Annotated in this window: 23 protein-coding genes and 1 pseudogene; 11 read left to right on the top strand and 13 right to left on the bottom strand. The window is 62.4% G+C overall.

Going from position 1 to position 21,698, the window contains the following annotated elements; translation table 11 throughout:
- The 4 genes from AC5E6N_RS11495 to hemC all read right to left on the bottom strand — a co-directional run.
- The coding region (locus AC5E6N_RS11495; protein WP_491747949.1) for a heme biosynthesis HemY N-terminal domain-containing protein at window positions 1-527 on the bottom strand (527 nt) is incomplete at its 3' end.
- Between the two features lies 1 nt (window position 528).
- The gene (locus tag AC5E6N_RS11490; protein WP_491747948.1) at window positions 529-2,043 is read right to left on the bottom strand and encodes a COG4223 family protein; all 1,515 of its coding nucleotides are present in this window, start codon (window positions 2,041-2,043) and stop codon (window positions 529-531) included.
- A gap of 108 nt (window positions 2,044-2,151) precedes the next feature.
- Complete coding sequence (locus tag AC5E6N_RS11485) at window positions 2,152-2,886, bottom strand: uroporphyrinogen-III synthase (protein WP_491747947.1); 735 nt, start codon at window positions 2,884-2,886, stop codon at window positions 2,152-2,154.
- A gap of 15 nt (window positions 2,887-2,901) precedes the next feature.
- Window positions 2,902-3,831: a hydroxymethylbilane synthase gene (gene hemC, locus AC5E6N_RS11480; protein ID WP_491747946.1), complete on the bottom strand. Its 930-nt coding sequence runs from the start codon at window positions 3,829-3,831 to the stop codon at window positions 2,902-2,904.
- A gap of 72 nt (window positions 3,832-3,903) precedes the next feature.
- On the opposite strand from hemC, the gene tsaD reads away from it, so the two are divergent.
- Genes tsaD through AC5E6N_RS11460 form a run of 4 tightly spaced genes read left to right on the top strand, consistent with a single transcriptional unit; the run spans window position 3,904 to window position 6,739 of the window.
- Window positions 3,904-5,001, top strand: a complete 1,098-nt coding sequence (gene tsaD / locus AC5E6N_RS11475) for a tRNA (adenosine(37)-N6)-threonylcarbamoyltransferase complex transferase subunit TsaD (RefSeq protein WP_491747945.1) — start codon at window positions 3,904-3,906, stop codon at window positions 4,999-5,001.
- Window positions 4,998-5,993, top strand: coding sequence for an NAD(P)H-dependent glycerol-3-phosphate dehydrogenase (locus AC5E6N_RS11470; protein WP_491747944.1), 996 nt, complete (start codon window positions 4,998-5,000; stop codon window positions 5,991-5,993). The genes tsaD and AC5E6N_RS11470 overlap by 4 nt, the downstream gene beginning before the upstream one ends.
- Window positions 5,994-6,014: 21 nt before the next feature.
- On the top strand, window positions 6,015-6,308 hold the full coding sequence (locus tag AC5E6N_RS11465) for a YciI-like protein (protein ID WP_491747943.1): 294 nt from the start codon (window positions 6,015-6,017) through the stop codon (window positions 6,306-6,308).
- 2 nt (window positions 6,309-6,310) lie between these two features.
- Window positions 6,311-6,739, top strand: coding sequence for an EVE domain-containing protein (locus AC5E6N_RS11460; RefSeq protein WP_491689665.1), 429 nt, complete (start codon window positions 6,311-6,313; stop codon window positions 6,737-6,739).
- A gap of 18 nt (window positions 6,740-6,757) precedes the next feature.
- Here the strand turns inward: AC5E6N_RS11460 and AC5E6N_RS11455 are convergent.
- Window positions 6,758-6,850, bottom strand: a pseudogene (locus AC5E6N_RS11455) (L,D-transpeptidase family protein); the annotation flags it as partial.
- A gap of 208 nt (window positions 6,851-7,058) precedes the next feature.
- On the opposite strand from AC5E6N_RS11455, the gene AC5E6N_RS11450 reads away from it, so the two are divergent.
- Window positions 7,059-7,742, top strand: a complete 684-nt coding sequence (locus AC5E6N_RS11450) for a response regulator transcription factor (protein ID WP_491689664.1) — start codon at window positions 7,059-7,061, stop codon at window positions 7,740-7,742.
- 44 nt (window positions 7,743-7,786) lie between these two features.
- Window positions 7,787-8,260, top strand: coding sequence for a cyclic nucleotide-binding domain-containing protein (locus AC5E6N_RS11445; RefSeq protein ID WP_491747942.1), 474 nt, complete (start codon window positions 7,787-7,789; stop codon window positions 8,258-8,260).
- A 17-nt stretch (window positions 8,261-8,277) separates the two neighbouring features.
- Here the strand turns inward: AC5E6N_RS11445 and AC5E6N_RS11440 are convergent, their stop codons facing one another.
- The 6 genes from AC5E6N_RS11440 to tesB form a co-directional block, all read right to left on the bottom strand.
- Window positions 8,278-9,090: an exodeoxyribonuclease III gene (locus tag AC5E6N_RS11440; protein WP_491747941.1), complete on the bottom strand. Its 813-nt coding sequence runs from the start codon at window positions 9,088-9,090 to the stop codon at window positions 8,278-8,280.
- Between the two features lie 124 nt (window positions 9,091-9,214).
- Window positions 9,215-9,865 (bottom strand): outer membrane lipoprotein carrier protein LolA, encoded by a 651-nt coding sequence (locus AC5E6N_RS11435; RefSeq protein WP_491747940.1) that lies wholly within the window; start codon window positions 9,863-9,865, stop codon window positions 9,215-9,217.
- 71 nt (window positions 9,866-9,936) lie between these two features.
- Window positions 9,937-12,528 (bottom strand): DNA translocase FtsK 4TM domain-containing protein, encoded by a 2,592-nt coding sequence (locus AC5E6N_RS11430; protein ID WP_491747939.1) that lies wholly within the window; start codon window positions 12,526-12,528, stop codon window positions 9,937-9,939.
- Window positions 12,529-12,774: 246 nt separating this feature from the next.
- A complete protein-coding gene (locus tag AC5E6N_RS11425) occupies window positions 12,775-14,118 on the bottom strand; it encodes an ammonium transporter (RefSeq protein WP_491747938.1) in 1,344 nt (447 codons plus the stop codon).
- Between the two features lie 20 nt (window positions 14,119-14,138).
- Complete coding sequence (locus tag AC5E6N_RS11420) at window positions 14,139-14,477, bottom strand: P-II family nitrogen regulator (RefSeq protein WP_267993172.1); 339 nt, start codon at window positions 14,475-14,477, stop codon at window positions 14,139-14,141.
- A gap of 305 nt (window positions 14,478-14,782) precedes the next feature.
- Window positions 14,783-15,649, bottom strand: coding sequence for an acyl-CoA thioesterase II (gene tesB, locus AC5E6N_RS11415; RefSeq protein ID WP_491747937.1), 867 nt, complete (start codon window positions 15,647-15,649; stop codon window positions 14,783-14,785).
- Window positions 15,650-15,766: 117 nt separating this feature from the next.
- Between tesB and AC5E6N_RS11410 the strand changes: the two genes are divergently transcribed.
- The 5 genes from AC5E6N_RS11410 to AC5E6N_RS11390 all read left to right on the top strand — a co-directional run bounded on the left by AC5E6N_RS11410 (window position 15,767) and on the right by AC5E6N_RS11390 (window position 20,810).
- Window positions 15,767-16,993, top strand: a complete 1,227-nt coding sequence (locus AC5E6N_RS11410; RefSeq protein WP_491747936.1) for a ubiquinone biosynthesis hydroxylase — start codon at window positions 15,767-15,769, stop codon at window positions 16,991-16,993.
- Between the two features lie 141 nt (window positions 16,994-17,134).
- Window positions 17,135-17,785: a TetR/AcrR family transcriptional regulator gene (locus AC5E6N_RS11405; protein ID WP_491747935.1), complete on the top strand. Its 651-nt coding sequence runs from the start codon at window positions 17,135-17,137 to the stop codon at window positions 17,783-17,785.
- Entirely contained in the window at window positions 17,782-18,732 is a 951-nt protein-coding gene (locus tag AC5E6N_RS11400) for an HlyD family secretion protein (RefSeq protein ID WP_491747934.1), read from the top strand. The genes AC5E6N_RS11405 and AC5E6N_RS11400 overlap by 4 nt, the downstream gene beginning before the upstream one ends.
- Entirely contained in the window at window positions 18,729-19,679 is a 951-nt protein-coding gene (locus tag AC5E6N_RS11395; RefSeq protein WP_491747933.1) for an ABC transporter ATP-binding protein, read from the top strand. The genes AC5E6N_RS11400 and AC5E6N_RS11395 overlap by 4 nt, the downstream gene beginning before the upstream one ends.
- A 3-nt stretch (window positions 19,680-19,682) precedes the next feature.
- The gene (locus AC5E6N_RS11390; RefSeq protein WP_491747932.1) at window positions 19,683-20,810 is read left to right on the top strand and encodes an ABC transporter permease; all 1,128 of its coding nucleotides are present in this window, start codon (window positions 19,683-19,685) and stop codon (window positions 20,808-20,810) included.
- Window positions 20,811-20,822: 12 nt separating this feature from the next.
- Here the strand turns inward: AC5E6N_RS11390 and AC5E6N_RS11385 are convergent, their stop codons facing one another.
- Both AC5E6N_RS11385 and AC5E6N_RS11380 read right to left on the bottom strand, forming a co-directional pair.
- On the bottom strand, window positions 20,823-21,392 hold the full coding sequence (locus AC5E6N_RS11385) for a TetR/AcrR family transcriptional regulator (RefSeq protein WP_491747931.1): 570 nt from the start codon (window positions 21,390-21,392) through the stop codon (window positions 20,823-20,825).
- The gene (locus AC5E6N_RS11380; RefSeq protein ID WP_491747930.1) at window positions 21,389-21,613 is read right to left on the bottom strand and encodes a Trm112 family protein; all 225 of its coding nucleotides are present in this window, start codon (window positions 21,611-21,613) and stop codon (window positions 21,389-21,391) included. Before AC5E6N_RS11380 ends, AC5E6N_RS11385 begins: the two co-directional genes overlap by 4 nt.
- Window positions 21,614-21,698 lie beyond the last annotated feature (85 nt).

Genomic DNA, 21,698 nt, shown 5'->3' with positions numbered 1-21,698 from the left:
TAATGCTGAGCCGCTTCCATCGCGCCCAGCCGCCGCGCCTCAAGATAGAGGCCGCGCAATCCCAATTCGCGCGTTTCCGGATCGTCAACCATCGCCTCGAACTTGGCGCGCGCCGCATCGTTCTTGCCCTCGATCAGCGCCGTCTGCGCGTCGAGCAGATGGATCAGCGGCTCCTGATCGGCACTCAGCAGACCCGCCGTGCGCTGCGTCATCTTGCGCGCCGTCGCCGCATCGCCGGCCCCGGCGGCGATGAGCCCCGTCGACAGCGCCTGGTAACCGCGGTCGCGTTTGCGCGCCCGGAAATAGCGGGACACCAGATGGGGTGAAGCGATGATATTGCGGATCAGCCACCAGCCGATCATGATGATGGCGATCAGCCCCACAATGCCCGAAACCGCCACCATGAGCGACATTTCAATAAGCTGACCCTGCCAGGTGATGGCGAGATTGCCGGGCCTGTCGGCCAGCCAAGCAAACCCGAAGCCGAGCGCAAGAACAAGGGCGATATAGATAAGCAAGCGGATCATTTCAGTTGTTATCCCCAGCCTGGACCGGCTGTGTTGTATCGGAGGATGCCGGCGCGGCGCCGGTGCTTTCCCCCGGCAGGGCGGCGTTGACGGTTCCGGCGACGATCTTTTCCACGGTCAGGCGTGCCTGAAGGTTGCTCTCATAGTCCTTCGAGACCGTTCGCGAAGCCTCCGGAAGGGTTTTCCATTCATCGATGGCGCCCTGCAGATCGCCATTGTTCAGCTTGAACTCCATGCGGGCGACGATCGCATCCGCACTGTCGCCCGACACGTCCCCGACGGGCCGCACCTTGACCACCGAGGACGCGCTGTCGACCAGCCGGTCAAACCAGCCGGCATCCGCGCCCGATCCGTCAGCGGCATTGATCATGGCGCTGGCGATGTTCGGAAACGTGCTGATCAGGGCGGACCGCGACGGCACGCCGCTCGCAGCGTAGGACCGCAACTGCGCGATTGCCGGGCTGTCGCCGTCGACACTGGCGAAGGCCTCGAGCTCCGCCATGAAGGAGCCGCCCCGGTCGATGGCGGCCTTCAGGCTCGCCGCGGCCAGGGCGCGGGCGACCTTGATATCTTCCCGCGGTCCGGAAAGCGATTTCTCGACCGAGGCCACACGGTCCTCGAGCGCCTTGACAGCCGAAGCCTGCTGGCCTTCATCCGCGCCGACGCGTCCGGTCAGGGCCGACAGTTCACCGGCGAGCTTCCTGACGTCGGCCTGCAGTGTTGTCTGCGCGCTCTCGACCGCCGATATCCTGTCCGCCACGCCGGGCCCGCCGCCGCCCGACGAGGCGAGGCTCTCAACCCTGTCGGCAAGCGAAGACACACGTGAATCGAGGGCCGTAACGTCCTGTCCGCCCGAAGACGGCGCCGCATTTTCCAAGGCGGAAACCCTGCTTTCAATGGCGCTGACGGCAGAGGCCGATGCGTCCGAGACCTGCTGTTCCAAAGCGGCAAAAGACTGTTTGAGCGCGGCGACCTCGCCCGACCCGCCGCCGGATGCCGGCAGGATACCGGACCATTGCAGACCCGCGAAGGCCGCAACCGCGATCACCGCGCCGACAAGCCCGGCGACCAGCGGCCGGTGGCCGCCGCCACCGGTCGGCTGACGTGCCCCGCTGCCGCCCGCATGGCCGGAGGAACCCGAATCATCCGAGGATCGGGATACCGTGTCGGATTTGGCCGGCTGTTCGGATTTTGGGGGCCCGGCGGCCGCGTCGGCTTTCTTTGCAGTTGATTTCGGCATTGCCGCAGCGGCACGGGCGGCCTGCTCCGTAACCCGCTCGGCCTTTCCAGCGTCGGCAGCTACGCCCGCGCTCTTATCGCCGTCCGCTTTGGCTCCGCTTGTCTTGGCACCGGCGGCACCGCCGGTCTTTCCGCCGGCTGGCTTCTTCTCCGACGCGCTCTTTGCCGTGTCGCCCTTCGCGTCCGGATCGCCTTTTTTGACGGCCTCCGGCTCCAGATCGATGGTGACCGGTTTGCGGGTCCTGCGGGAATGACGCGGCTTGCTGCCCTGTGCCATGAATAATCCTCTTGAGCGTTTGGACGAAGCGGTTTAGGGGACGGCAAATTGCCTGCGTCGAAACTAATATCCGCCGATTTTTGATGGAAGACGCGGCAACCGAAATAGTCAGAACAATTTGTCGCTCCCTGGGAGCAATGACAGGAGGCTTTCCTCGTCCGGCGCAGGCGAAATCCGTGCATGGGATCTCAGATTTTCCGGCACGGCTTCCAGAACATTTTCACTCATGCAAAAAAAGCTTATATCTTTCAATTGATTAACAATTGTCTGGCTGTTGCAGAGCTGAAAGAAACAATCGGCCGCCACACGCGAATAAAGCAGGACGGCGGATTTTTCGCCGGCAGACAAGGCGTTCAGAATAAAGTCAGTTGGATAACTTATTTCCTCGATATCGTAGATTTCAACGGTTTTGAGCGGCACATCCAGCTCGCGGAGTCGAACCTCGAAACCGCCATGCCGCACCTTGCCGCACAGATAGGCCAGCGGCGCTTCATCGGTGAGCCGCAGCCTGCCCGAGCGCACATCGTCCTCGACGAGACGGGCAAGATGCGAGCCGTCGCCGTCACCCACGGTGACGGATTTGAAACCGCTGTCCCGGGCGACCGCGGCCGTTCTGGCGCCGACCGCATAGAGCGGACGCTGAAAAAGATCAGACCCGATACCGCGCGACTGCCATGACCGTACGGCCGACGCGCTCGTGACGGCAAAGGCCGCGGCGTTCGCAACGCCGTTCATATCCGCAGCCATATCGACAATGCGCGTCATCGGCATCAGGACCGTTTCATACCCGAGCGCGCGCAGCCGCCCGGCGGTCGACGAGGCGCCGGGTTCCGGTCTCGTCACCAGCACCCGCACGGTTTACGTCCAGCTTTCGAAAAAGGCCCGGCCCGCCTTGCGGCGGATCTCAACGCCCGCCTCACGGCCGAGACTGGCGGCGTCGGCCAGGGCGCCGCTGCATTCGATGTCGAATGCCTGCGTTCCCTCGGGATTGAGAACCATGCCGGTAAAAGACAGGCCGTCGCCCTCAGCCCTCGCCAGCCCGGCGATGGGGGTGCGGCACGAGCCGTCGAGCGCGGCAAGAAACGACCGTTCGCAATGCAGGCAACGGCTCGTCGCCTCGTCGTTGATCGGCGCGAGCATATCGTCCACGGCGCTGTCGCCCATCCGGCTTTCGACGCAGATCGCCCCCTGGCCGAGGGCCGGAAGGAATGTTTCGGGCTCCATGACATCGCTTGCGCTGGCCTGAAGACCGAGACGTTTCAACCCGGCCATGGCAAGCAGGGTGGCATCGACGCTGCCTTCCTCAAGCTTGCGCATGCGGGTCTGGACATTGCCGCGAAGCGAGACCACTTTGAGGTCGGGCCGCAGGCGGCGCACCAGCGCCTGGCGCCTCAGCGACGACGTACCGACAACCGCGCCCTCCGCCAGGGCCTCAAGCGAGCCGGCATTGTGGCTGATGAAGGCGTCACGCACGTCCTCACGCGGCAGGAAGGCCGACAGGTAAAGTCCGTCGGGCAGGACGGTCGGCATATCCTTTGACGAATGCACGGCAATGTCGATGCGGCCATCGGAAAGCCGCGCTTCGATTTCTTCCGTAAACAGCCCCTTCCCGCCGATCTCGGCAAGCGGCCTGTCCGTCACACGGTCGCCCTTTGTCGAAATGACCGCGATCTCGAACGCGTCCGCATCAAGACCGTGCGCGGCCATGAGCCGGTCGCGCGTTTCCTCCGCCTGCGCCAGCGCCAGCGGACTTCCCCGTGTGCCGATACGGAAAGGTTTTGTTTGCATCTATCGAATTCCGTTATTACCAGAGGCACAGGTAAACAGGAATAAAGCGTTCCGCAATCACCGAAACGGCCGATGGACACCTCAATCTGCATTCTTGGGATTGAAACAAGCTGCGACGAGACGGCAGCGGCCGTCGTGCGACGTCACGACGACGGCGGCGGCGACATTCTGTCGGATGTGGTCTTCAGCCAACTCGACGAGCATGCCGCCTTCGGCGGCGTCGTCCCCGAGATTGCCGCACGCGCCCATGTCGACATGCTGGACAGGCTTGTCGAACAAGCGCTGAGCGACGCACAAACGTCTCTGCAGGCGCTCGATGCCGTTTCCGCCACCGCCGGACCGGGCCTCATCGGCGGCCTGATCGTCGGCCTGATGACGGCAAAGGCGTTGTCGGCCGCGTCGGGCAAGCCGCTTTACGCCATCAATCACCTCGAGGGCCATGCCCTGACGGCCCGGCTGACGGACGGCCTCGAATTTCCCTATCTCCTTCTGCTGGTTTCGGGCGGCCATACCCAGATGGTCCTTGTGCGCGGCATCAGTGACTATGAGCGCTGGGGCACCACGATCGACGATGCGCTCGGCGAGGCCTTCGACAAGACGGCGAAACTGCTCGGCCTGCCCTATCCCGGCGGCCCGGCTGTTGAGAAGGCGGCAAACCAGGGCGATGCGACCCGGTTCGACTTCCCGACCCCACTGCGCGGCGAGACGCGCCTCGACTTTTCATTCTCCGGCCTCAAGACGGCGGTACGGCAAGCGGCTGAGGCGATCGCCCCGGTCAGCGACAAGGACATCGCCGATATCTGCGCGTCGTTTCAGCACACCATCGCCGTGACGCTGCGCGAGCGGATCGGCCGCAGCCTTGAGCGTTTCCTTGACGAGTTTTCGACCTACGATGTGAAACCAACGCTCGTCGTCGCCGGCGGCGTTGCCGCAAATGCGGCCATTCGACAGACCCTGACGGATCTGTGCGGCGAAAAAGGGTTCCGGTTTGTCGCCCCGCCACATCGCCTTTGCACAGACAATGCCGTGATGATCGCCTGGGCCGCGGCCGAACGGATGGCGCAAGGCCTGCCGGCCGACAGCCTCGACATCGCGCCAAGGCCGCGCTGGCCACTCGATAATGAGGCTGCCGCGCTCGTCGGGCACGGCAAGCGGGGAATCAAAGTATGAGCGACGGGGCCGATATTGCCGTGCTCGGAGCGGGCGCCTTCGGAACGGCGCTTGCCGCCGTGGCCGCCGCCGGGGGCCGCGCCGTCAGTCTCGTTGGCCGCGACGAACAGCAAATGGCGAGGATCGCAGCGGACGGGACAAATGAAAAAGCGCTGCCCGGTATCGCCCTGCCGGCAAATGTCTACCCGACGGCGGAGCCAGCCGCACTCGCCTCGGCTTCCTATATCCTGCTGGCCGTTCCGGCGCAGAATTTACGTCAGGCACTCCAGGACAATCGCGACCACATCGCACCGGACGCATGTCTTGTCGTCTGCGCCAAGGGGATTGAGCAAAAAAACGGTCAGTTTCTTGCCGACATTGCTCTGCAAGAACAACCCCACAATCCGGTTGCCGTGCTGTCCGGTCCGGGTTTTGCCGCCGATATCGCCCGTGGACTGCCAACGGCGATGACCCTGGCAGCCGCCGATATCGGCATCGCAAAGGACGCGGCGCAAAGGCTCTCGGGCAACACCTTCCGGCTCTATGCCTCCGGCGACGTAATAGGCGTCGAGATCGGCGGATCGCTGAAGAACGTGCTGGCCATCGCCTGCGGCATCGTCGAGGGCAGGGGGCTCGGCGAATCGGCACGCGCGGCGCTGATCGCCCGCGGGCTTGCCGAACTGATGCGGTTTGCGGAGGCGCATGGCGCGGAGCGCGAAACCATACGCGGCCTGTCGGGCCTGGGCGATCTCGTCCTGACCGCGACCAGCCGGCAGTCACGCAATCTGCGTTTCGGCATCGCCCTCGGCGAAGGCCGCGCACCCGGCGAACTGATGGCGCCCGGCGCGCCCCTGTCCGAAGGGGCATTCACCGCCGGCATCGCCGCAAGGATCAGCCGGGAGAAGAACATCGATATGCCGATCACACAGGCCGTCGCCGCCATCATCGACGGCAAGATGGATGTCGAAAAGGCAATAGACGGCCTGATGAGCCGTCCGCTGAGGTCCGAATAGGCGAAAGGAACCCGAAAAACGATGCTCTATGCTCTCATCTGCAACGACAAGCCCGGCAGCCTCGATCTTCGCTTGAAGGCAAGGCCCGATCATGTGAATTATCTCAACGGCCTCAACGACAAGGGCATGCTGAAGATGGCCGGGCCTTTTCTGGACGCAAACGGCGATCCGTGCGGCAGCCTTGTCATCGTCGAGGCCGGCGATGCGGATGAAGCGCAAAGAATAGCGGACGACGACCCCTACGCAAAGGCCGGTCTCTTCGCTTCCGTCGATATCCGGCCCTACAATTGGGTCTTCAACAAACCTGGAGCATAAGCATGGCCTACTGGCTTTTTAAATCCGAACCCGACAGCTGGTCCTGGGACGACCAGAAGGCCAAGGGCGATGCAGGCGAAGAGTGGGACGGCATCCGCAACTACCAGGCCCGCAACAATATGCGCGCCATGAAATTGGGCGACAAGGGCTTCTTCTACCATTCCAATATCGGTCTCGAAGTGGTCGGGATAGTCGAGGTCTGCGCCGAAATCCATCCCGATTCCACCACCGACGACGAACGCTGGGAATGCGTCGACGTCAAGGCCGTCCGCGACATGCCCAACCCGGTCACGCTCAAGGATGTCAAGGCCAATCCGGCGCTGGCCGATATGGCGCTGGTGAACTCCATGCGCCTGTCGGTACAACCGGTGACGGACGAGGAATATCTCGAAGTCTGCCGCATGGGCGGACTGGACAACCCGCCGCGCTAGCGCGTCGGTTCGGACGGGCGGCGATGAAAGATGCAGGAAAATCGCGCTGCCGCGAAACCTGCGCCGCTCGCGAATGTTCCAATCGAGCACCAGACAGATGTCGTAAAGGCCGTACATCGGACCGCGGCTTGCGGTTAACAATAACATGCCGTAACGCTTGGTTTTTGACGCAATCGGTGTCTATCGTGCTCTTCACAAATTGATCTCCGGGATCACAGCTCAGTGTGCTCAGCGTGTAGAGCACTTTTACATTGATGCGAACAGGACTATTTAGATGCCTGAGATTAAGACACATCACAATCGCATGCGGAGGGATTGCATGACGGCCAGAACCATCCTTCTCGTCGACGACGACGACGATCTGCGCGAGACCCTTGTCGAGCAGCTTTCTCTGTATGAGGAGTTCTCGATCATTGAGGAATCGTCGGCGGCAAAAGGCATTCAGGCTGCCCGGGGCAACCATATCGACCTGTTGATCATGGATGTGGGCCTTCCGGATATGGACGGCCGCGAAGCCGTGAAGCTGCTCAGAAAAGGCGGCTTCAAGGCACCGATCATCATGCTCACCGGACACGACACCGATTCGGATACGATCCTCGGCCTCGAGGCGGGCGCCAACGACTATGTGACCAAGCCGTTCCGCTTTGCCGTGCTTCTGGCCCGCGTGCGCGCGCAGCTTCGCCAGCACGAGCAGAGCGAGGACGCGACCTTTACCGTCGGGCCCTACACCTTCAAGCCGAGCCAGAAACTGCTGGTCGACGACAAGGGCAGCAAGATCAGGCTGACGGAGAAGGAATCGGCGATCATCCGCTACCTCTATCGCGCCGACGAAAAGGTGGTGACGCGCGACGTCCTGCTTGAGGAGGTCTGGGGCTACAATTCCGGCGTGACCACCCACACGCTCGAGACCCATGTCTACAGGCTGCGCCAGAAGATCGAGCGCGACCCGTCGAATGCCGAGATCCTGGTCACCGAGAGCGGCGGATACAAGATCGTTCCCTGACGGAACGGCCTGAAACGGCGCCAAACCCGGGAGTTGCTGCAAAGATGGCCCTGACCGACGATATCTCGCTGCTGTCGAAAGTGCCGCTGTTCAGGGACTTCAGTGACGAAATGCTTCGGCTCATCGCATTTGGCGCCGAGCGCAAGAACGTGGCGAAGAACCGCCCGTTGTTTCACGAGGGGTCCTCGGCCGACTGCGCCTTTGTCGTCATGTCGGGCCGCTTCAAGCTTTTGCGCCGCGACCGCAAGGGAAAACCGGCGCAGATCGGCGAGGCCGAAGCCGGCGATCTTCTCGGCGAACTGGCGATTATCTCATCGGCCAGCCGCAAGACGACGGCAATGGCGCTCGAGGACAGCGAGGTCATGCGCATCCAGAGGCCGATGTTCCGCCGCATGATGGAGGAATATCCGGAAATCGCGCGCATGCTGCAGGACCGCGTGAAAAACAATCTCGCCGCGATGCTCGGCGAGATCGGCAGGCTGTCTCCACGCTTCGAGACCGATGCGGCGGACAAATAGGCGCGCCGGAAAAGACTTCAGAACGTGAACCGCGCGAAGACCGGCACATGGTCCGACGGGCGTTCCCAGCCGCGCGCTTCGCGCATGACGGTGACGCCCGCAAGCGCCGGCGAAAGATCGGCCGATGACCAGATGTGGTCGAGCCTGCGGCCCCTGTCCGATACATCCCAGTCGCGCGCCCGGTAGCTCCACCAGGTGAAGATCTTCTCCTCCGCGGGAATATGCTGGCGCATCAGATCGACCCAGGCGCCCCGCGCCTGCACCGCATTCAGTCCGTCGGTCTCCACCGGCGTATGGCTGACCACCTTCAACAGCTGCTTGTGCGACCAGACATCGGTCTCCAGCGGCGCGATGTTGAGGTCGCCGACCAGAATGGACGAAACGCCGTCGCTCCTTTCGGCCTCCGAATGGAGCGCCTTCATCTCCTCGAGAAAATCAAGCTTGTGGGCGAATTTCGGGTTAACGTCGCGATCCGGCTCGTCGCCGCCCGCCGGCACGTAGAAATTATGGATGCGGATGGGCCGCCCGCCGGCTTCGGCGATCGCCGAGATATGGCGCGTGTCGCCCATCGCGCAGAAATCCATCCGGTTGACATGTTCAAGCGGCAGTTTCGAGATGATCGCGACGCCGTGATAGCCCTTCTGACCGTGAATCTCGATGTGCTCATAGCCGCTTTTTTTCAGTTCCTTGGTCGGAAACAGGTCATTCGGACATTTGGTTTCCTGCAGGCACAATATATCGGGCGCCTGATCCTCAAGCAGCGACAGCACGAGCGGCAGGCGCAGGCGCACCGAATTGATGTTCCATGTGGCGATGGAGAAATGCTTCACATGTCCCTCCGGGAATTCTCAGGCTGCCCGGACGATATCTCGCTGGACACGATTGTTCAGCCGGCATAGCGCCCGCCGGCGCAAATGACCACAATAAATTGGAAAAGATGCCGTGCGGACCGATTTACCGGTCGCTGCCGCGTGAACGGTGGACCTGATAATAGGGGATCTCGAACACATTGTCGGCGAACTTCACATCAGTGCGCACATTGAAGATCATGACCGATGTCGCCTTGCCCTGCGCGTCGGTGATGGTCCATTGCCGCAACTCGTTGGACTTGGTGTCGAACATCATGGTGATGGTTGAATCGCCGAAGATGGATTTGTTGCCGAGCACGATGGTCGTCAGGTCGGGCTCGACCTTGACGGATTTCACCGTATCCCCCTCCAGGTTGATCCGCTCCGAAAGCAGGAGCTTCAGCGGTGTCTTTGAAAGCGGATAGATATCCCAGGTCTGGAGTTTCCGGTTGCCGATGACCACCGATTTGCCGTCCGCGATCACCCGCACGGGAGACGGATCCTCATAGTTGAAACGCAACTTTCCAGGGCGCTCTATGAAGAATTTGCCGCCGGTCTGCCGACCGCTCGGGCTGAACTGGACGAACTCACCGGTCATGGTTTTGACGGCGGAAAAATGATCGGCAATTCTCTGTGCGGCCCCTTCCTGGGCCCGGGCCTGCGGGACCCCCGCGCCAAACAGCAGCGCGGCGGCGGCCAGACCCATCGCGCGCAGCATAAAACGTCGGGTCCTGAGGGGTGAATCAGTCTGGTTCATTTGCATCTCCTGACGACCAGGAACCTATGTTTTCAAACTGCGGCATGAGTGTGGTCGCCGGTCACCGCGCCCTACAGGACATCCTCTTCGGCGGGCACGAGAATTTCGCGTTTTCCGGCGTGGTTGGCGGGACCGATGACACCCTCTTCCTCCATCCGTTCGATGAGCGAGGCCGCGCGATTGTAACCGATTCCCAGCCGCCGCTGAATATAGGATGTCGACGCCTTGCCGTCGCGCAGCACCACGGCAACGGCCTGATCGTAGGGATCGGCCGAATCGGAAAGATTGCCGGCCGAACCGCCGCCGCCCTCGCCGCCGTCTTCCTCGTCATCCTCGGTGATCGCGTCGAGATATTCCGGCACGCCCTGCGCCTTCAGGAAGCCGACGATCTCCTCGACTTCATTGTCGGCGACAAACGGCCCGTGCACGCGCTGGATACGGCCGCCGCCGGCCATATAGAGCATATCGCCCATGCCGAGCAGCTGTTCGGCGCCCTGCTCGCCCAAAATGGTGCGTGAATCGATCTTCGACGTCACCTGGAAGGAAATACGGGTCGGGAAGTTCGCCTTGATCGTACCGGTGATCACATCCACCGACGGCCTCTGGGTCGCCATGATCACGTGGATGCCGGCGGCGCGCGCCATCTGCGCCAGCCGCTGGACCGCGCCCTCGATATCCTTGCCGGCCACCATCATCAGGTCGGCCATCTCGTCGATGATGACGATGATATAGGGCATCGGGCTGAGATCGAATTCCTCGGTCTCGTAGACCGCCTCGCCGGTATCGCGGTCGAAACCGGTCTGGACCGTGCGGGTGATCGATTCGCCCTTCTTGCAAGCCTGTTCGACCCGGTTGTTGAAGCCGTCGATGTTGCGCACGCCGATCTTGGACATTTTCTTGTAGCGGTCTTCCATCTCCCGCACGGTCCATTTCAGCGCGACCACGGCCTTCTTCGGATCGGTGACGACGGGCGCGAGCAGATGCGGAATGCCGTCATAGACCGAGAGTTCCAGCATTTTCGGATCGATCATGATCAGCCGGCATTTTTCCGGCGGCAGGCGGTAGACGATCGACAGGATCATCGTGTTGATGGCGACCGACTTACCCGAACCCGTCGTACCCGCGACGAGCAGGTGGGGCATCTTGGCAAGATCGGCAATCACCGATTCGCCGCCGATTGTCTTGCCGAGGGAAAGGGCGAGCTTGGCCTTGCTGGTCTCGAAATCGCGGCTGGAAAGCAGTTCCTTCAGGTAAACCGTCTCGCGGCCCTGGTTGGGCAGTTCGATGCCGATGGCGTTGCGGCCCGGCACCACGGCGACACGCGCGGCGATCGCGCTCATCGAGCGGGCGATATCGTCGGCAAGTCCGATGACGCGGGAGGACTTGATCCCCGGCGCCGGCTCCAGCTCGTAAAGCGTGACGACGGGACCGGGACGAACCTGGATGATCTCTCCGCGCACGCCGAAATCCTCGAGCACGCCTTCCAGCATGCGGGCATTCTGCTCCAGGGCTTCCGGCGACAGGCTGGGATCCTTGGCGACATTCTTTGCATCGGCGAGCAGATTGAGCGGCGGCAATTCGAAACCACCCGACTTCAACAGCGTGGTTTGCGCTTCATGCTGCATGCGGTTGCCCGGCGTCGGGCGCTTGGCCTGCGCGACGACCCGCTGCTGCGCCGCCGGCAAGCCGGTCCGCGCCGGCGCCTCCCGCGGCATCCATTCCCCGTCGGCATCGCCATGGTCCGGCGCATCGTCCAGGTCGAAAGGCGGCGCATCATTTGAAAGATTGGGTCTCGCCGCGCGTATCGGACCGTTGCCGGCAAATTCCGGCTCGACCCGCGCATCGCCGTTCAGACCGGCAAAGTCGTCATCGTTGAAGTCATAGGGCACTTCGGGCTGCGCCGACCACTGATCCGCGACCCGTCCGGTGATGCGCCGGTAGTGCGCCCGCAGCGTAAACGCCATATGCGTCAGGGCTCCGAGGATCAACGCGGCGCCGGAACTGCGCTCGCCGTCTTCGTCCGCCTCGTCCTCGATCTCGATCGTCCGCTGCTTGCGGGTCTTGCGCTGCCTGGTGTCCTCCTGCGGCGTCGCCGCCAGAAGCGAGCCGAACAGCAGCAGACAGGCGGCCGGTATGGCAAGCGCCATAGCCAGGACGACGGCCAGGATACCGGACGGATAGTCGCCGATGAGGACGGCGGGCATTTTCAGGATCATATCGCCGAACACACCGCCGAGCCCCGTCGGCAGCGACCAGCCGGCGGGCGCGGGAATGCATGCCAGGACCGCAGCGGCGAGGATCGCGCCGCCGAACCAGGCGCACAGCCGCGAGAAAACGCGGTCGACCGGACGATTGCGCGTCAGGAACAGGCCCCACGCCACCATCGGCAGCAGAGCGACGACGGACGACAGCCCGAAAAACTGCATGGCCAGATCGGCAAAGGCCGCACCGCCGAAGCCCAGCACATTGACCGGCGCATCGCCCGTCGCATGGCTGAAGCTCGGATCCGCCGCATTCCAGGTCGCCAGCGCGGCAACGGCCAGCGCCGTCGCGAACAGCACCGAAAGACCGGTCAGGACCTTCAGAGGCCCCCGCAGAAATGCCGGTATCCGGATGCTGGGGAGAAAATGGCCACCAAACGCCAATGGACCACTTGTCTGCATTGAAACGCTCCAACTCGCACGCTTTTACGGCGCAATCACCGCTCACAATTGCGATGATTTTATGCAAGTCGGAGTTAATGGCGCATTAACCATCCATATTTCAATCAACGTGGGGGCAACTTGACCAAAACATGGGCAGGCTTCCTGAGTGCGGATTGTGCAGGATCGAGGCCTGTTGCGCCGAAATGGAAAGGGGCCCGGCAAAGGGCCCCAATCAAATCGCGAATGTCTGATCGGCAATGCCGATCAGATCTTGGTGAACTCCGGATAGGCCTCGATGCCGATCTCGGCCTTGTCGAGCCCGACCATTTCCTCGTCTTCGCTCACCCGCAGGCCCATCACCGCATTGAGGATCAGCCAGACAACGCTGGAGGCAACGACCATGAAGACGCCGACGATGATGATCGAGGCGAACTGACCGTAGAGCGTCGCGTCGGAGTTGGTGAAGAGCACCGCGATCGTGCCCCAGATACCGGCGAACAGGTGGACCGGAATGGCACCGACGACATCGTCGATCTTGAACCTGTCGAGCATCGGAACCGCGAAGACGACGATTACACCGCCGACGGCGCCGATCAGGGTCGCCGCGCCCAGCGAAGGCGTCAGCGGCTCCGCGGTAATCGAGACCAGACCGGCAAGCGCGCCGTTCAGGATCATGGTGATATCGACCTTCTTGTAGATGATCTGCGTCAGGAGAAGCGCCGCGACCGCACCGCCGGCTGCACCGGCATTGGTGTTGGCAAAGATACGCGAGACGTCGGCAACGTCGCCGACCGATCCCATGGCGAGTTGCGAGCCGCCGTTGAAGCCGAACCAGCCGAGCCACAGGATGAACGTGCCGAGCGTTGCCAGCGGCATGTTCGAGCCGGGGATCGGATGGACTTCGCCATTGGAGCCGTATTTTCCCTTACGCGCGCCGAGGATGATCGCTCCCGTCAGGGCTGCCCAGCCACCGACCGAGTGAACGACGGTCGAACCCGCGAAGTCGAGGAAGCCGAGATCGGCGTCGAGGAAGCCGCCGCCCCATTTCCAGGATGCCTGGATCGGGTAGAGAATGCCCGTCAGGATGACCGTGAAGATCAGGAAGGGCCACAGCTTCATCCGTTCGGCCAGCGTGCCCGAGACGATGGATGCCGTCGTCGCGCAGAACATCAGCTGGAAGAAGAAGTCGGAACCGGTTGACGCATAGGACAGGTCGGAAACGGCGTCGGCCGCAACGCCGACCGGTTCCATCACCGCGACGCCGAAGGCGCCGAGAATGCCTGTAATCGACCAGCCATCGCCCGGATACATCAGATTGTAGCCGATCAGGTAGTACATGATCGCCGCGATCGAAAACAGCGAGATGTTCTTTGTCAGCTGCATCGAGGTGTTCTTCGAGCGGACCAGTCCGGCCTCGAGCATGGCGAAACCCGCGGCCATCCACATGACCAGGAAGCCGGACACCACGAAGAGCAGCGAGTTAAGGATAAAGACCGTATGGGTGGACACCTGTTCCGGCGCCGCTGCATCCTGTGCCCCCGCCGGCGCGGCCATCGCGCAGGCAATCGCCAGGACAGCGCCCGGCTTCAGGAAAGAATTGAATTTCATCTGTAGTTGCTCCTTGGTACTCAAAGCGCATCGGCGCCGGTTTCGCCCGTGCGGATGCGCATGACCTGCTCCAGGTCGCAGACGAAGATTTTTCCATCACCGATCTGACCGGTCTTGGCCGCGTTGGCGATTGCCTCTATGGCCTTGTCGGCCACATCCGCCGCCACGGCGATTTCGATTTTGAGCTTGGGCAGGAAAGCGACGGCATATTCCGTGCCACGGTAGATTTCCGTGTGCCCTTTCTGGCGGCCGTATCCCTTGACCTCGGTGACCGTCAGACCCTGTATGCCGATTTCGGTCAGGGCTTCGCGGACCTCGTCAAGTTTGAACGGCTTGATGATTGCCATTACGATTTTCATCCGGGTTTCATCCTTTTCTCCACGGCCGATGCCAACCGAACCCCCCGAAGTTGCGCATCGCCGTTTCCGGCTTTTACTGCCGTATCGTCCGGCGTGGAGGCAGCCTGGACGACGCGGCAGAGCAGCGACCACAGATCAACGGTCATTCGCTCTGCCAAAAACAAATCAAGGATCGTGCCAGTTTGATAAACTGACTTCTATCTATCTGATATAATTGGATATTTTTGAAAGTATGCCATGACGGAAAAGCCCATCAATACATCATATGCACGTTTTTTGTGCAGATATTAACTTATGCTTAAAATTTAGCCCTTGGTGCGTTGACGGATGAGCCCTTCCTGTGCAACGGAGGCCACCAGCACGCCTTCGCGCGTATAAAGACCGCCGCGCGTAAGGCCGCGCGCGCCGCTGGTGCTGGGACTGTCCTGGGCATAAAGCAGCCAGTCGTCCAGCGCGCAGCGGCGGTGAAACCACATGGCATGGTCGAGGCTCGCCGCCTGAATCTTGCTGCTGAACACCGAAAGACCGTGAGCAAAAAGCGACGTGTCGAGCAGCGTCATATCGGAAAGATAGGCAAGCACCGCCGCCTGGATACGCCTGTCGTCGGGCACCGTGCCGTTGGCACGGACCCAGATATTCTGCAACGGCTCGAGTTTTTCGCGGGAGATATAATGTGTCAGCGACACGGGCCGCATTTCGATGGGCCGCTCGCGCTCCCAGTAGCGGCGCACATTCTCCGGCGCATTCTTCAGGAACTTCTCCTTGAGGTCCGCCTCCCCGATCAGCGACTCCGGCTCGGGGACATCGGGCATGTCGATCTGGTGATCGAGGCCGGGTTCGTCCAGCTGGAAGGATGCGGAGAGGGAAAAGATGGCCCGGCCATGCTGGATCGCCACCACCCGCCGCGTGTTGAAGCTCGATCCGTCGCGAATCCGGTCGACCTCATAGATGATAGGCACCTCCGGGTCGCCGGGGCGCATGAAATAGGCGTGTAGCGAATGGACGAACCGGTCGTCGTCGATGGTGCGCTGCGCCGCCACCAGCGCCTGCGAGATCACCTGCCCGCCGAACACACGCTGCCAGCCGGCCTTTGGACTGTTGCCGCGGTAAAGATCGCGCTCGAGCCGCTCCGGATCCAGGATCGACAGCAGATTTTCCATGGCGCGCGACATATTGAACCTCCTGCCGGGTCTTTTTGTTGGCCGGACCAGCCTATATGATCCTCTTACAGGGACGGCCCGATCGATCGCAAGGGCCAACCTGCCCTCGGCAAGACAGGGAAGCGCGCAGTGGCACAGGAAACATTCGATATCGTTGTAGGCGGCGGCGGTTATGTCGGCATCGCGGCGGCTGTGGCCATACGGTCGGCGACTCCGCATTTGCGGATCGTCGTCATAGACGCGGCCCCGGCCGATGTCTGGCGCAAGGATCAGCGCGCCTCCGCGATTGCCGCCGGCGCCAGCAGGATGTTGACCGAGATGGGTTTGTGGGACGCAATCCTCAAGGAAGCCCAACCCATCAACGATATGATCGTCACCGATTCACGCACCTCCGATCCGGTCAGGCCGATCTTCCTGACCTTCGACGGCGAGATAGCACCCGGCGAGCCTTTTGCCCATATGGTTCCGAACCATGTGATGGTCGGCGCGCTGCGCGGCAAGGCACAGAAGCTGGGCATCGTGATCGAACAGGGTGTAACGGTGGAGGGTTTCGAGAACCGGGACGCATCGACGCATGTGCATCTCGGCGACGGGCGGACCCTCGTCGCCCGCCTTCTGATCGCCGCCGACGGCGTGCGTTCGCGCCTGCGCGATATGGCCGGGATCAAAACCGTTCACTGGTCCTACGGCCAGTCCGGGATCGTCACGACGGTCGCCCATGAGCGCCCGCATAACGGCCGCGCCGAGGAACATTTCCTGCCCGCCGGTCCGTTTGCCATCCTGCCGCTGAAGGACAACCGGGCCTCGCTGGTCTGGACCGAGCGCACCGGGGAGGCCGAGCGGCTGGTCGGGGAAGACGATCTCGTCTTCGAAGCCGAGCTGGAGCGCCGCTTCGGCCACAAGCTTGGCGCGCTGGAGGTGGTCGGCGGCCGCCGGGCCTATCCGCTGGGTCTCACCCTTGCCCGCGAATTCGTCCGCGAGCGCATCGCGCTTGCCGGAGATTCGGCCCACGGCATCCATCCGATCGCCGGCCAGGGGCTCAATATGGGTTTCCGCGACGTTGCCGCTCTCGCCGAGACGATTGTCGAGGCGGACCGCCTCGGCCTCGATATCGGCTCGCTCTCCGTGCTGGAGCGCTATCAGCTCTGGCGCCGCTTCGACACGTTCCAGATGGGCGTGACGAGCGATGTGCTCAACCGGCTCTTTTCCAACGACTCGACGCCGGTCAGGGCATTGCGCGATTTTGGTCTCGGCCTTGTCGACCGCATGCCGGCACTCAAATCCTTCTTCATCCGTCAGGCGTCCGGCGTGCCCGGTTCGGACGGCCCGCGGCTGCTGCGCGGCGAGCCGATCTAATTCAGCCGACAAAACGCCGAAAGCCGGCACAAGACACTCTTATCCTGTTGTAAAAGTTCGAGTTTTCCAACCGCTTGACTTTTCCTCCTGATGCACAATATAAGTAAATGACCAGTCATTTACTTATATGAATCACTGCCGATGGATACCGGACAGACAGAACCGAAATGGCGCCGCCGGGCCGAAGACCGGCCGGATGAAGTGCTTGATGCGGCCCTCAAACTGTTTGCGCAAAACGGTTTCGCGGCCACGAAGGTGGAAGACATCGCCACCGAGGCCGGCATTTCAAAAGGTGCGGTCTACCGGTATTTTTCAAGCAAGGAAGAAATATTCGAGTCGCTTGTCAAAAGAGCGATCGCGCCGATCGCCGAGCGCACGGAGGATCTGGCGCGAACCTCGCACGAGGATTCGGCGGTTCTCTTGAAGGCGGTCCTGACCGTGGTAGCAACAAAAATGTCCGATCCCGGCACGCTTGCCCTGCCGCGGATCGTCCTCCAGGAGGCAGGCCGCTTTCCCGAGCTTGCGCAGACCTACCGCCGGCAGGTGATCGACAGGGCCATCGGCGCCCTCGAACTGATCGTCCTGAAGGGCATCGCCAGCGGGCAGTTCCGCTCCGTCAACGCGCGCCTCGCGGTCCGCAACATCATGGGGCCGCTGCTTGCCCATCTTGTTCTCGGGCAGATCTTCGGGATTGAACGCGAATCCGCCGTTTCCCCCGAGGCGTTCATTGAAAGCCACTATGACATCCTCATGCGCGGTCTGATGGCGCCCGAAGCGGGAGAGGCGCAATGAACACCGTTTACGCATGGATCGTTGCCGTATTCCCGGCCATATGGCCGGGTGCCGCCGATGACGCGGACAGGGCCTATTTCGGCTACGTCGAAGGCGAATATGTCTATGTCGCCGCCAAGCAGAGCGGTGTTCTCGAAACGCTGCAGGTCACGCGCGGCGATACGGTCAGCGCCGGTCAGCCGCTCTTTTCTCTGGACGACGACCAGCAGCGCATCGCGCTTGGCGAAGCCGAGGCCGATCTGATGATGGCGCAGGCCAAGCTGGAGGACGAAAGCACCGGAAAACGCCCGGAGGAAATTGAGGTCATCGAGGAACAGCTGCGCAATGCCGAGGCAAGTTTTGCCCTCGCCAAGGCCGACTATGAAAGATACCGGGAGCTTTCGGTCAACGATTTCGTCTCGCCGAGCCAGTTGGACCAGGCCGCGGCCACCCTCGACCAGGCCGCTGCCGATGTCGGAGAACAACGCGCCAATCTGAGGGTCGCCCGCCTGCCCGCCCGCAGCGCGCAGCTTGACGAGGCCCGTCAGTCGGTCAGGTCCAGGGAGCTCGCCGCCGACAAGGCGCACATCGATCTGGAGGAGCGATTCCTCTCGGCGCCGGCGGACGGCTATGTGCAGCAGACCTACTATCTTCCCGGCGAATATGTCGGCGCCGGCATGCCCGTCGTGTCGATCCTGCCGCCGGGCAAGGTCAAATTCCGTTTCTATATCGGCGAACCCGACCGGGCCGGTCTTTCCATCGGCACCCCCGTCCTGATCGGCTGCGACAATTGCAAAGAGCCGATCGAGGCACGCATTGTCTATATCTCCTCTTCGGCCGAATACACACCGCCGGTGATCTACAGCCTGGAGGACCGATCGAAGCTGGTCTTCATGGCCGAAGCCCTGCCGAACGGGGCGAGCAGCCTTTTGCCCGGCCAGCCGATCGACGTGAGGCCGGCGCAATGAGCGAAGGCGGCCCCCAACCCGTCATCGAGGTCACCGGGCTCGTCAAGACCTTCGGCGACAAGACCGTCGTCGACCGGTTCGATATCAGCGTTCCCAAGGGCGCGATCTACGGCTTCCTGGGTCCCAACGGCTCGGGCAAGACAACCACGATCCGCATGTTGTGCGGGCTGCTGACCCCTGACGCGGGAATCGGCCGCTGCCTCGGCTACGACATCGTGCGCCAGTCCGACAGCATCAAGGAGCATGTCGGCTACATGACCCAGAAGTTCTCGCTCTATGAAGACCTGACGATCCGCGAGAATCTCGATTTCATGGCGCGTATGTACCGGGTCCCCGACCGGCACGCGAAAGTGGATGCGGCGCTCGAGGAACTCGGCCTCGCCGACCGCTCGCACCAGCAGGCCGGCGAATTGTCGGGCGGCTGGAAACAGCGTCTGGCGCTTGCCGCCTGCCTTCTCCACCGGCCCGATCTGCTGTTGCTGGATGAGCCGACCGCCGGCGTCGACCCGAAGGCCCGCCGCGACTTCTGGGATGAAATCCGCCGCCTGTCCGATGACGGCGTGACCGTGCTGGTCTCCACGCACTATATGGACGAGGCGATCCAGTGCGACAACATCGCCTACATCGCCTACGGCAAGAAACTCATCGACGGCCCCGCCGCTCAGATTCCGGAAATGGTCGGCCTGAATACCTGGCGGGTGGAAGGCCCGGATCTTGCGGAACTTGCCGTGTCGCTGGAAGCGGAGGACGGCATCGAACAGGTCGCCCGTTTCGGCTCGGCCCTTCATGTCTCGGGCATGGATGAGGACAAGCTCGAGGCCGCCATCGCGCCCTATCGCAAGGACAAGCGCCGCACATGGTCGCATCGGCAGGCCGGCCTCGAGGAGGTGTTTATCCATCTCATGAGCGGGTCGACCGATAATTTCGCTCAGGCACAGGTGGGCTAGGCCATGCTGTCGGCAAGCCGGTTCCTGGCCATCCTGACGAAGGAATTCATTCAGATGCGGCGCGACCGCATGACCTTCGCCATGATGATCGTCATTCCCATCGTTCAGCTCATGCTGTTCGGTTTTGCCATCAACTCCGATCCCCGCCACCTGCCGACCCTGGTTGAAGTGCATGACAGCGGCCCCTTCACGCGCGGATTCCTCGCCGCCATGCAGACATCGACCTATTTCGACATCCGCGGCACCGTCGCCAACAGCAACGAGGTGGACCGGGCGCTTAAAACAGGCGAGGCCACATTCGTCGTCACCATCCCGGAAAATTTCGAGCGCGACATCGTGCGCGGCGACAGGCCGGCATTGCTGGTAGCCGCCGACGCCTCGGACCCTTCGACATCCGGCTCCGCCTCCGCCGCCCTGTCCGTCCTGGCGCAAAACACCATCGACGGCCTCGCCATCGGGCCGCTCGCCTATCTTTCCGGCACTGAGGACGCCTTCTCCGTCATCGCCCACCAGCGATACAACCCGGCGGCAAAGACCAGCTACAATATCGTTCCCGGCCTTCTGGCGATCATCATTTCCATGACGATGGTGATGATCACGGCAATCGCCATTGTGCGCGAGAGCGAACGCGGCACCATGGAAACGCTGCTGGCAACGCCGGCACGCGCACCGGAAGTCATGCTCGGCAAGATCATCCCCTATGTGCTGATCGGCTATGTCCAGACCTGCGTCTTCTTCATTCTGGCCTTCTGGGTCTTCAGCGTGCCCTTCGCAGGGCCCGTCGTTCCTTTCCTCATCGGCCTCAACATTTTCATCGTCGTCAATCTGGCGCTCGGCTTTCTGTTCTCGACCGTCGCCAGGAACCAGATGCAGGCCATGCAGATGTCGTTCTTCTATCTGCTGCCCTCGATCCTCCTGTCGGGCTTCATGTTTCCCTTCGCGGCGATGCCCGGCTGGGCGCAGACGCTTGGAACCCTGCTTCCCTCCACCCATTTCATCCGCATCGTCCGCAAGATCATGCTGAAGGGCGCCGACTTGTCCGATATCGTGCCGGACCTGCGCGCGCTTCTGATCATCCTTGTCGCCATATCGCTGCTCGCCATGCTGCGCTACAGGCGCACGCTCGACTAGGGCAAGTCCGGTTCAGACCTGCAAAAGCCGCTGCTCGGCCCGGCGGAAGCTTTCCGCCAGCACCGTCGCGTCGCCGAGCGCATGGGCGAGCGAAATGCCGCCCTGCCATTCGACGATGATTTCGCGCGCCTTGGCGAGCGCCACGGACGGCCGCGAGCCCGTACGCTGAAGCTCCCTGCCGATGAAACCCGTGAGCAACTCGAAGGCTTCGGCTGCCCGGGAGGCCGCCTGTGGCGCATCCGCCTTGAAATCCCGCACCGCGAGCGCGATGGGGCATCCGTGCTCGACCCGGCTGCTGCTCGACTGCGACAGCCTGCGCAGAAGGCTGATGACCCGCCGGCGCGGATCGCTCTCGGCCTCGGCGACCTCCTCCAGCATCGTCTGGGTTTCGGCGACGAAAATATCCGCCACGCCCGAGGCGATGTCCTGCTTGGTGCGGAAATAGTAATAGACATTGCCGAGCGGCACCTCGGCATCCCGGGCGATATCGGCAAGGCTGGTGCTGCCGTAACCCTGATGCCAGAAACGGCTGGCGGCGGCGGCCAGAAGGCGGCGCCTGCGCATGTCGCCGCGCTTGCTCACGCCTTTGCCTTCAGCGCGGCCCTTTCCTCATCGTCCAGTTGCCGCGCCTCGGACGGCAGCATGATCGGAATGCCGTCGCGTATGGGGTAGGCGAGCGCCGCCGATCTGGAAATCAACTCGTTCTTTTCCTCATCGAGGATCAATTGCCCCTTGGTCAGCGGGCATACGAGCAACTCCAGCAATTTGGAATCGATGGTCGCGGATGGTCTCGTGTCGGACATGGTTCAGGCGATCCGGAGTTTTGCGGTGCTACTGAAGAACCGTATCATAATCGTCGCTGTCGCGCGCCAGCGCAATCTCGGTGAT

It is taken from the genome of Hoeflea sp. (assembly GCF_984452065.1).
The sequence above is the reverse complement of the archived record's forward strand: the minus strand, read 5'-3'. Positions and strand labels throughout refer to the sequence as shown.

What these genes read in the sequence shown, in the direction of transcription:
- AC5E6N_RS11380 (WP_491747930.1), bottom strand. Translation starts at nt 21,613, where the DNA reads ATGTCCGACACGAGACCATCCGCGACCATCGATTCCAAATTGCTGGAG.
- AC5E6N_RS11460 (WP_491689665.1), top strand. Translation starts at nt 6,311, where the DNA reads ATGGCCTACTGGCTTTTTAAATCCGAACCCGACAGCTGGTCCTGGGAC.
- AC5E6N_RS11430 (WP_491747939.1), bottom strand. Translation starts at nt 12,528, where the DNA reads ATGCAGACAAGTGGTCCATTGGCGTTTGGTGGCCATTTTCTCCCCAGC.
- AC5E6N_RS11390 (WP_491747932.1), top strand. Translation starts at nt 19,683, where the DNA reads ATGCTGTCGGCAAGCCGGTTCCTGGCCATCCTGACGAAGGAATTCATT.
- AC5E6N_RS11435 (WP_491747940.1), bottom strand. Translation starts at nt 9,865, where the DNA reads ATGAACCAGACTGATTCACCCCTCAGGACCCGACGTTTTATGCTGCGC.
- hemC (WP_491747946.1), bottom strand. Translation starts at nt 3,831, where the DNA reads ATGCAAACAAAACCTTTCCGTATCGGCACACGGGGAAGTCCGCTGGCG.
- AC5E6N_RS11445 (WP_491747942.1), top strand. Translation starts at nt 7,787, where the DNA reads ATGGCCCTGACCGACGATATCTCGCTGCTGTCGAAAGTGCCGCTGTTC.
- AC5E6N_RS11405 (WP_491747935.1), top strand. Translation starts at nt 17,135, where the DNA reads ATGGATACCGGACAGACAGAACCGAAATGGCGCCGCCGGGCCGAAGAC.
- AC5E6N_RS11395 (WP_491747933.1), top strand. Translation starts at nt 18,729, where the DNA reads ATGAGCGAAGGCGGCCCCCAACCCGTCATCGAGGTCACCGGGCTCGTC.
- tsaD (WP_491747945.1), top strand. Translation starts at nt 3,904, where the DNA reads ATGGACACCTCAATCTGCATTCTTGGGATTGAAACAAGCTGCGACGAG.
- AC5E6N_RS11470 (WP_491747944.1), top strand. Translation starts at nt 4,998, where the DNA reads ATGAGCGACGGGGCCGATATTGCCGTGCTCGGAGCGGGCGCCTTCGGA.
- AC5E6N_RS11400 (WP_491747934.1), top strand. Translation starts at nt 17,782, where the DNA reads ATGAACACCGTTTACGCATGGATCGTTGCCGTATTCCCGGCCATATGG.
- AC5E6N_RS11450 (WP_491689664.1), top strand. Translation starts at nt 7,059, where the DNA reads ATGACGGCCAGAACCATCCTTCTCGTCGACGACGACGACGATCTGCGC.
- AC5E6N_RS11425 (WP_491747938.1), bottom strand. Translation starts at nt 14,118, where the DNA reads ATGAAATTCAATTCTTTCCTGAAGCCGGGCGCTGTCCTGGCGATTGCC.
- AC5E6N_RS11420 (WP_267993172.1), bottom strand. Translation starts at nt 14,477, where the DNA reads ATGAAAATCGTAATGGCAATCATCAAGCCGTTCAAACTTGACGAGGTC.
- tesB (WP_491747937.1), bottom strand. Translation starts at nt 15,649, where the DNA reads ATGTCGCGCGCCATGGAAAATCTGCTGTCGATCCTGGATCCGGAGCGG.
- AC5E6N_RS11490 (WP_491747948.1), bottom strand. Translation starts at nt 2,043, where the DNA reads ATGGCACAGGGCAGCAAGCCGCGTCATTCCCGCAGGACCCGCAAACCG.
- AC5E6N_RS11465 (WP_491747943.1), top strand. Translation starts at nt 6,015, where the DNA reads ATGCTCTATGCTCTCATCTGCAACGACAAGCCCGGCAGCCTCGATCTT.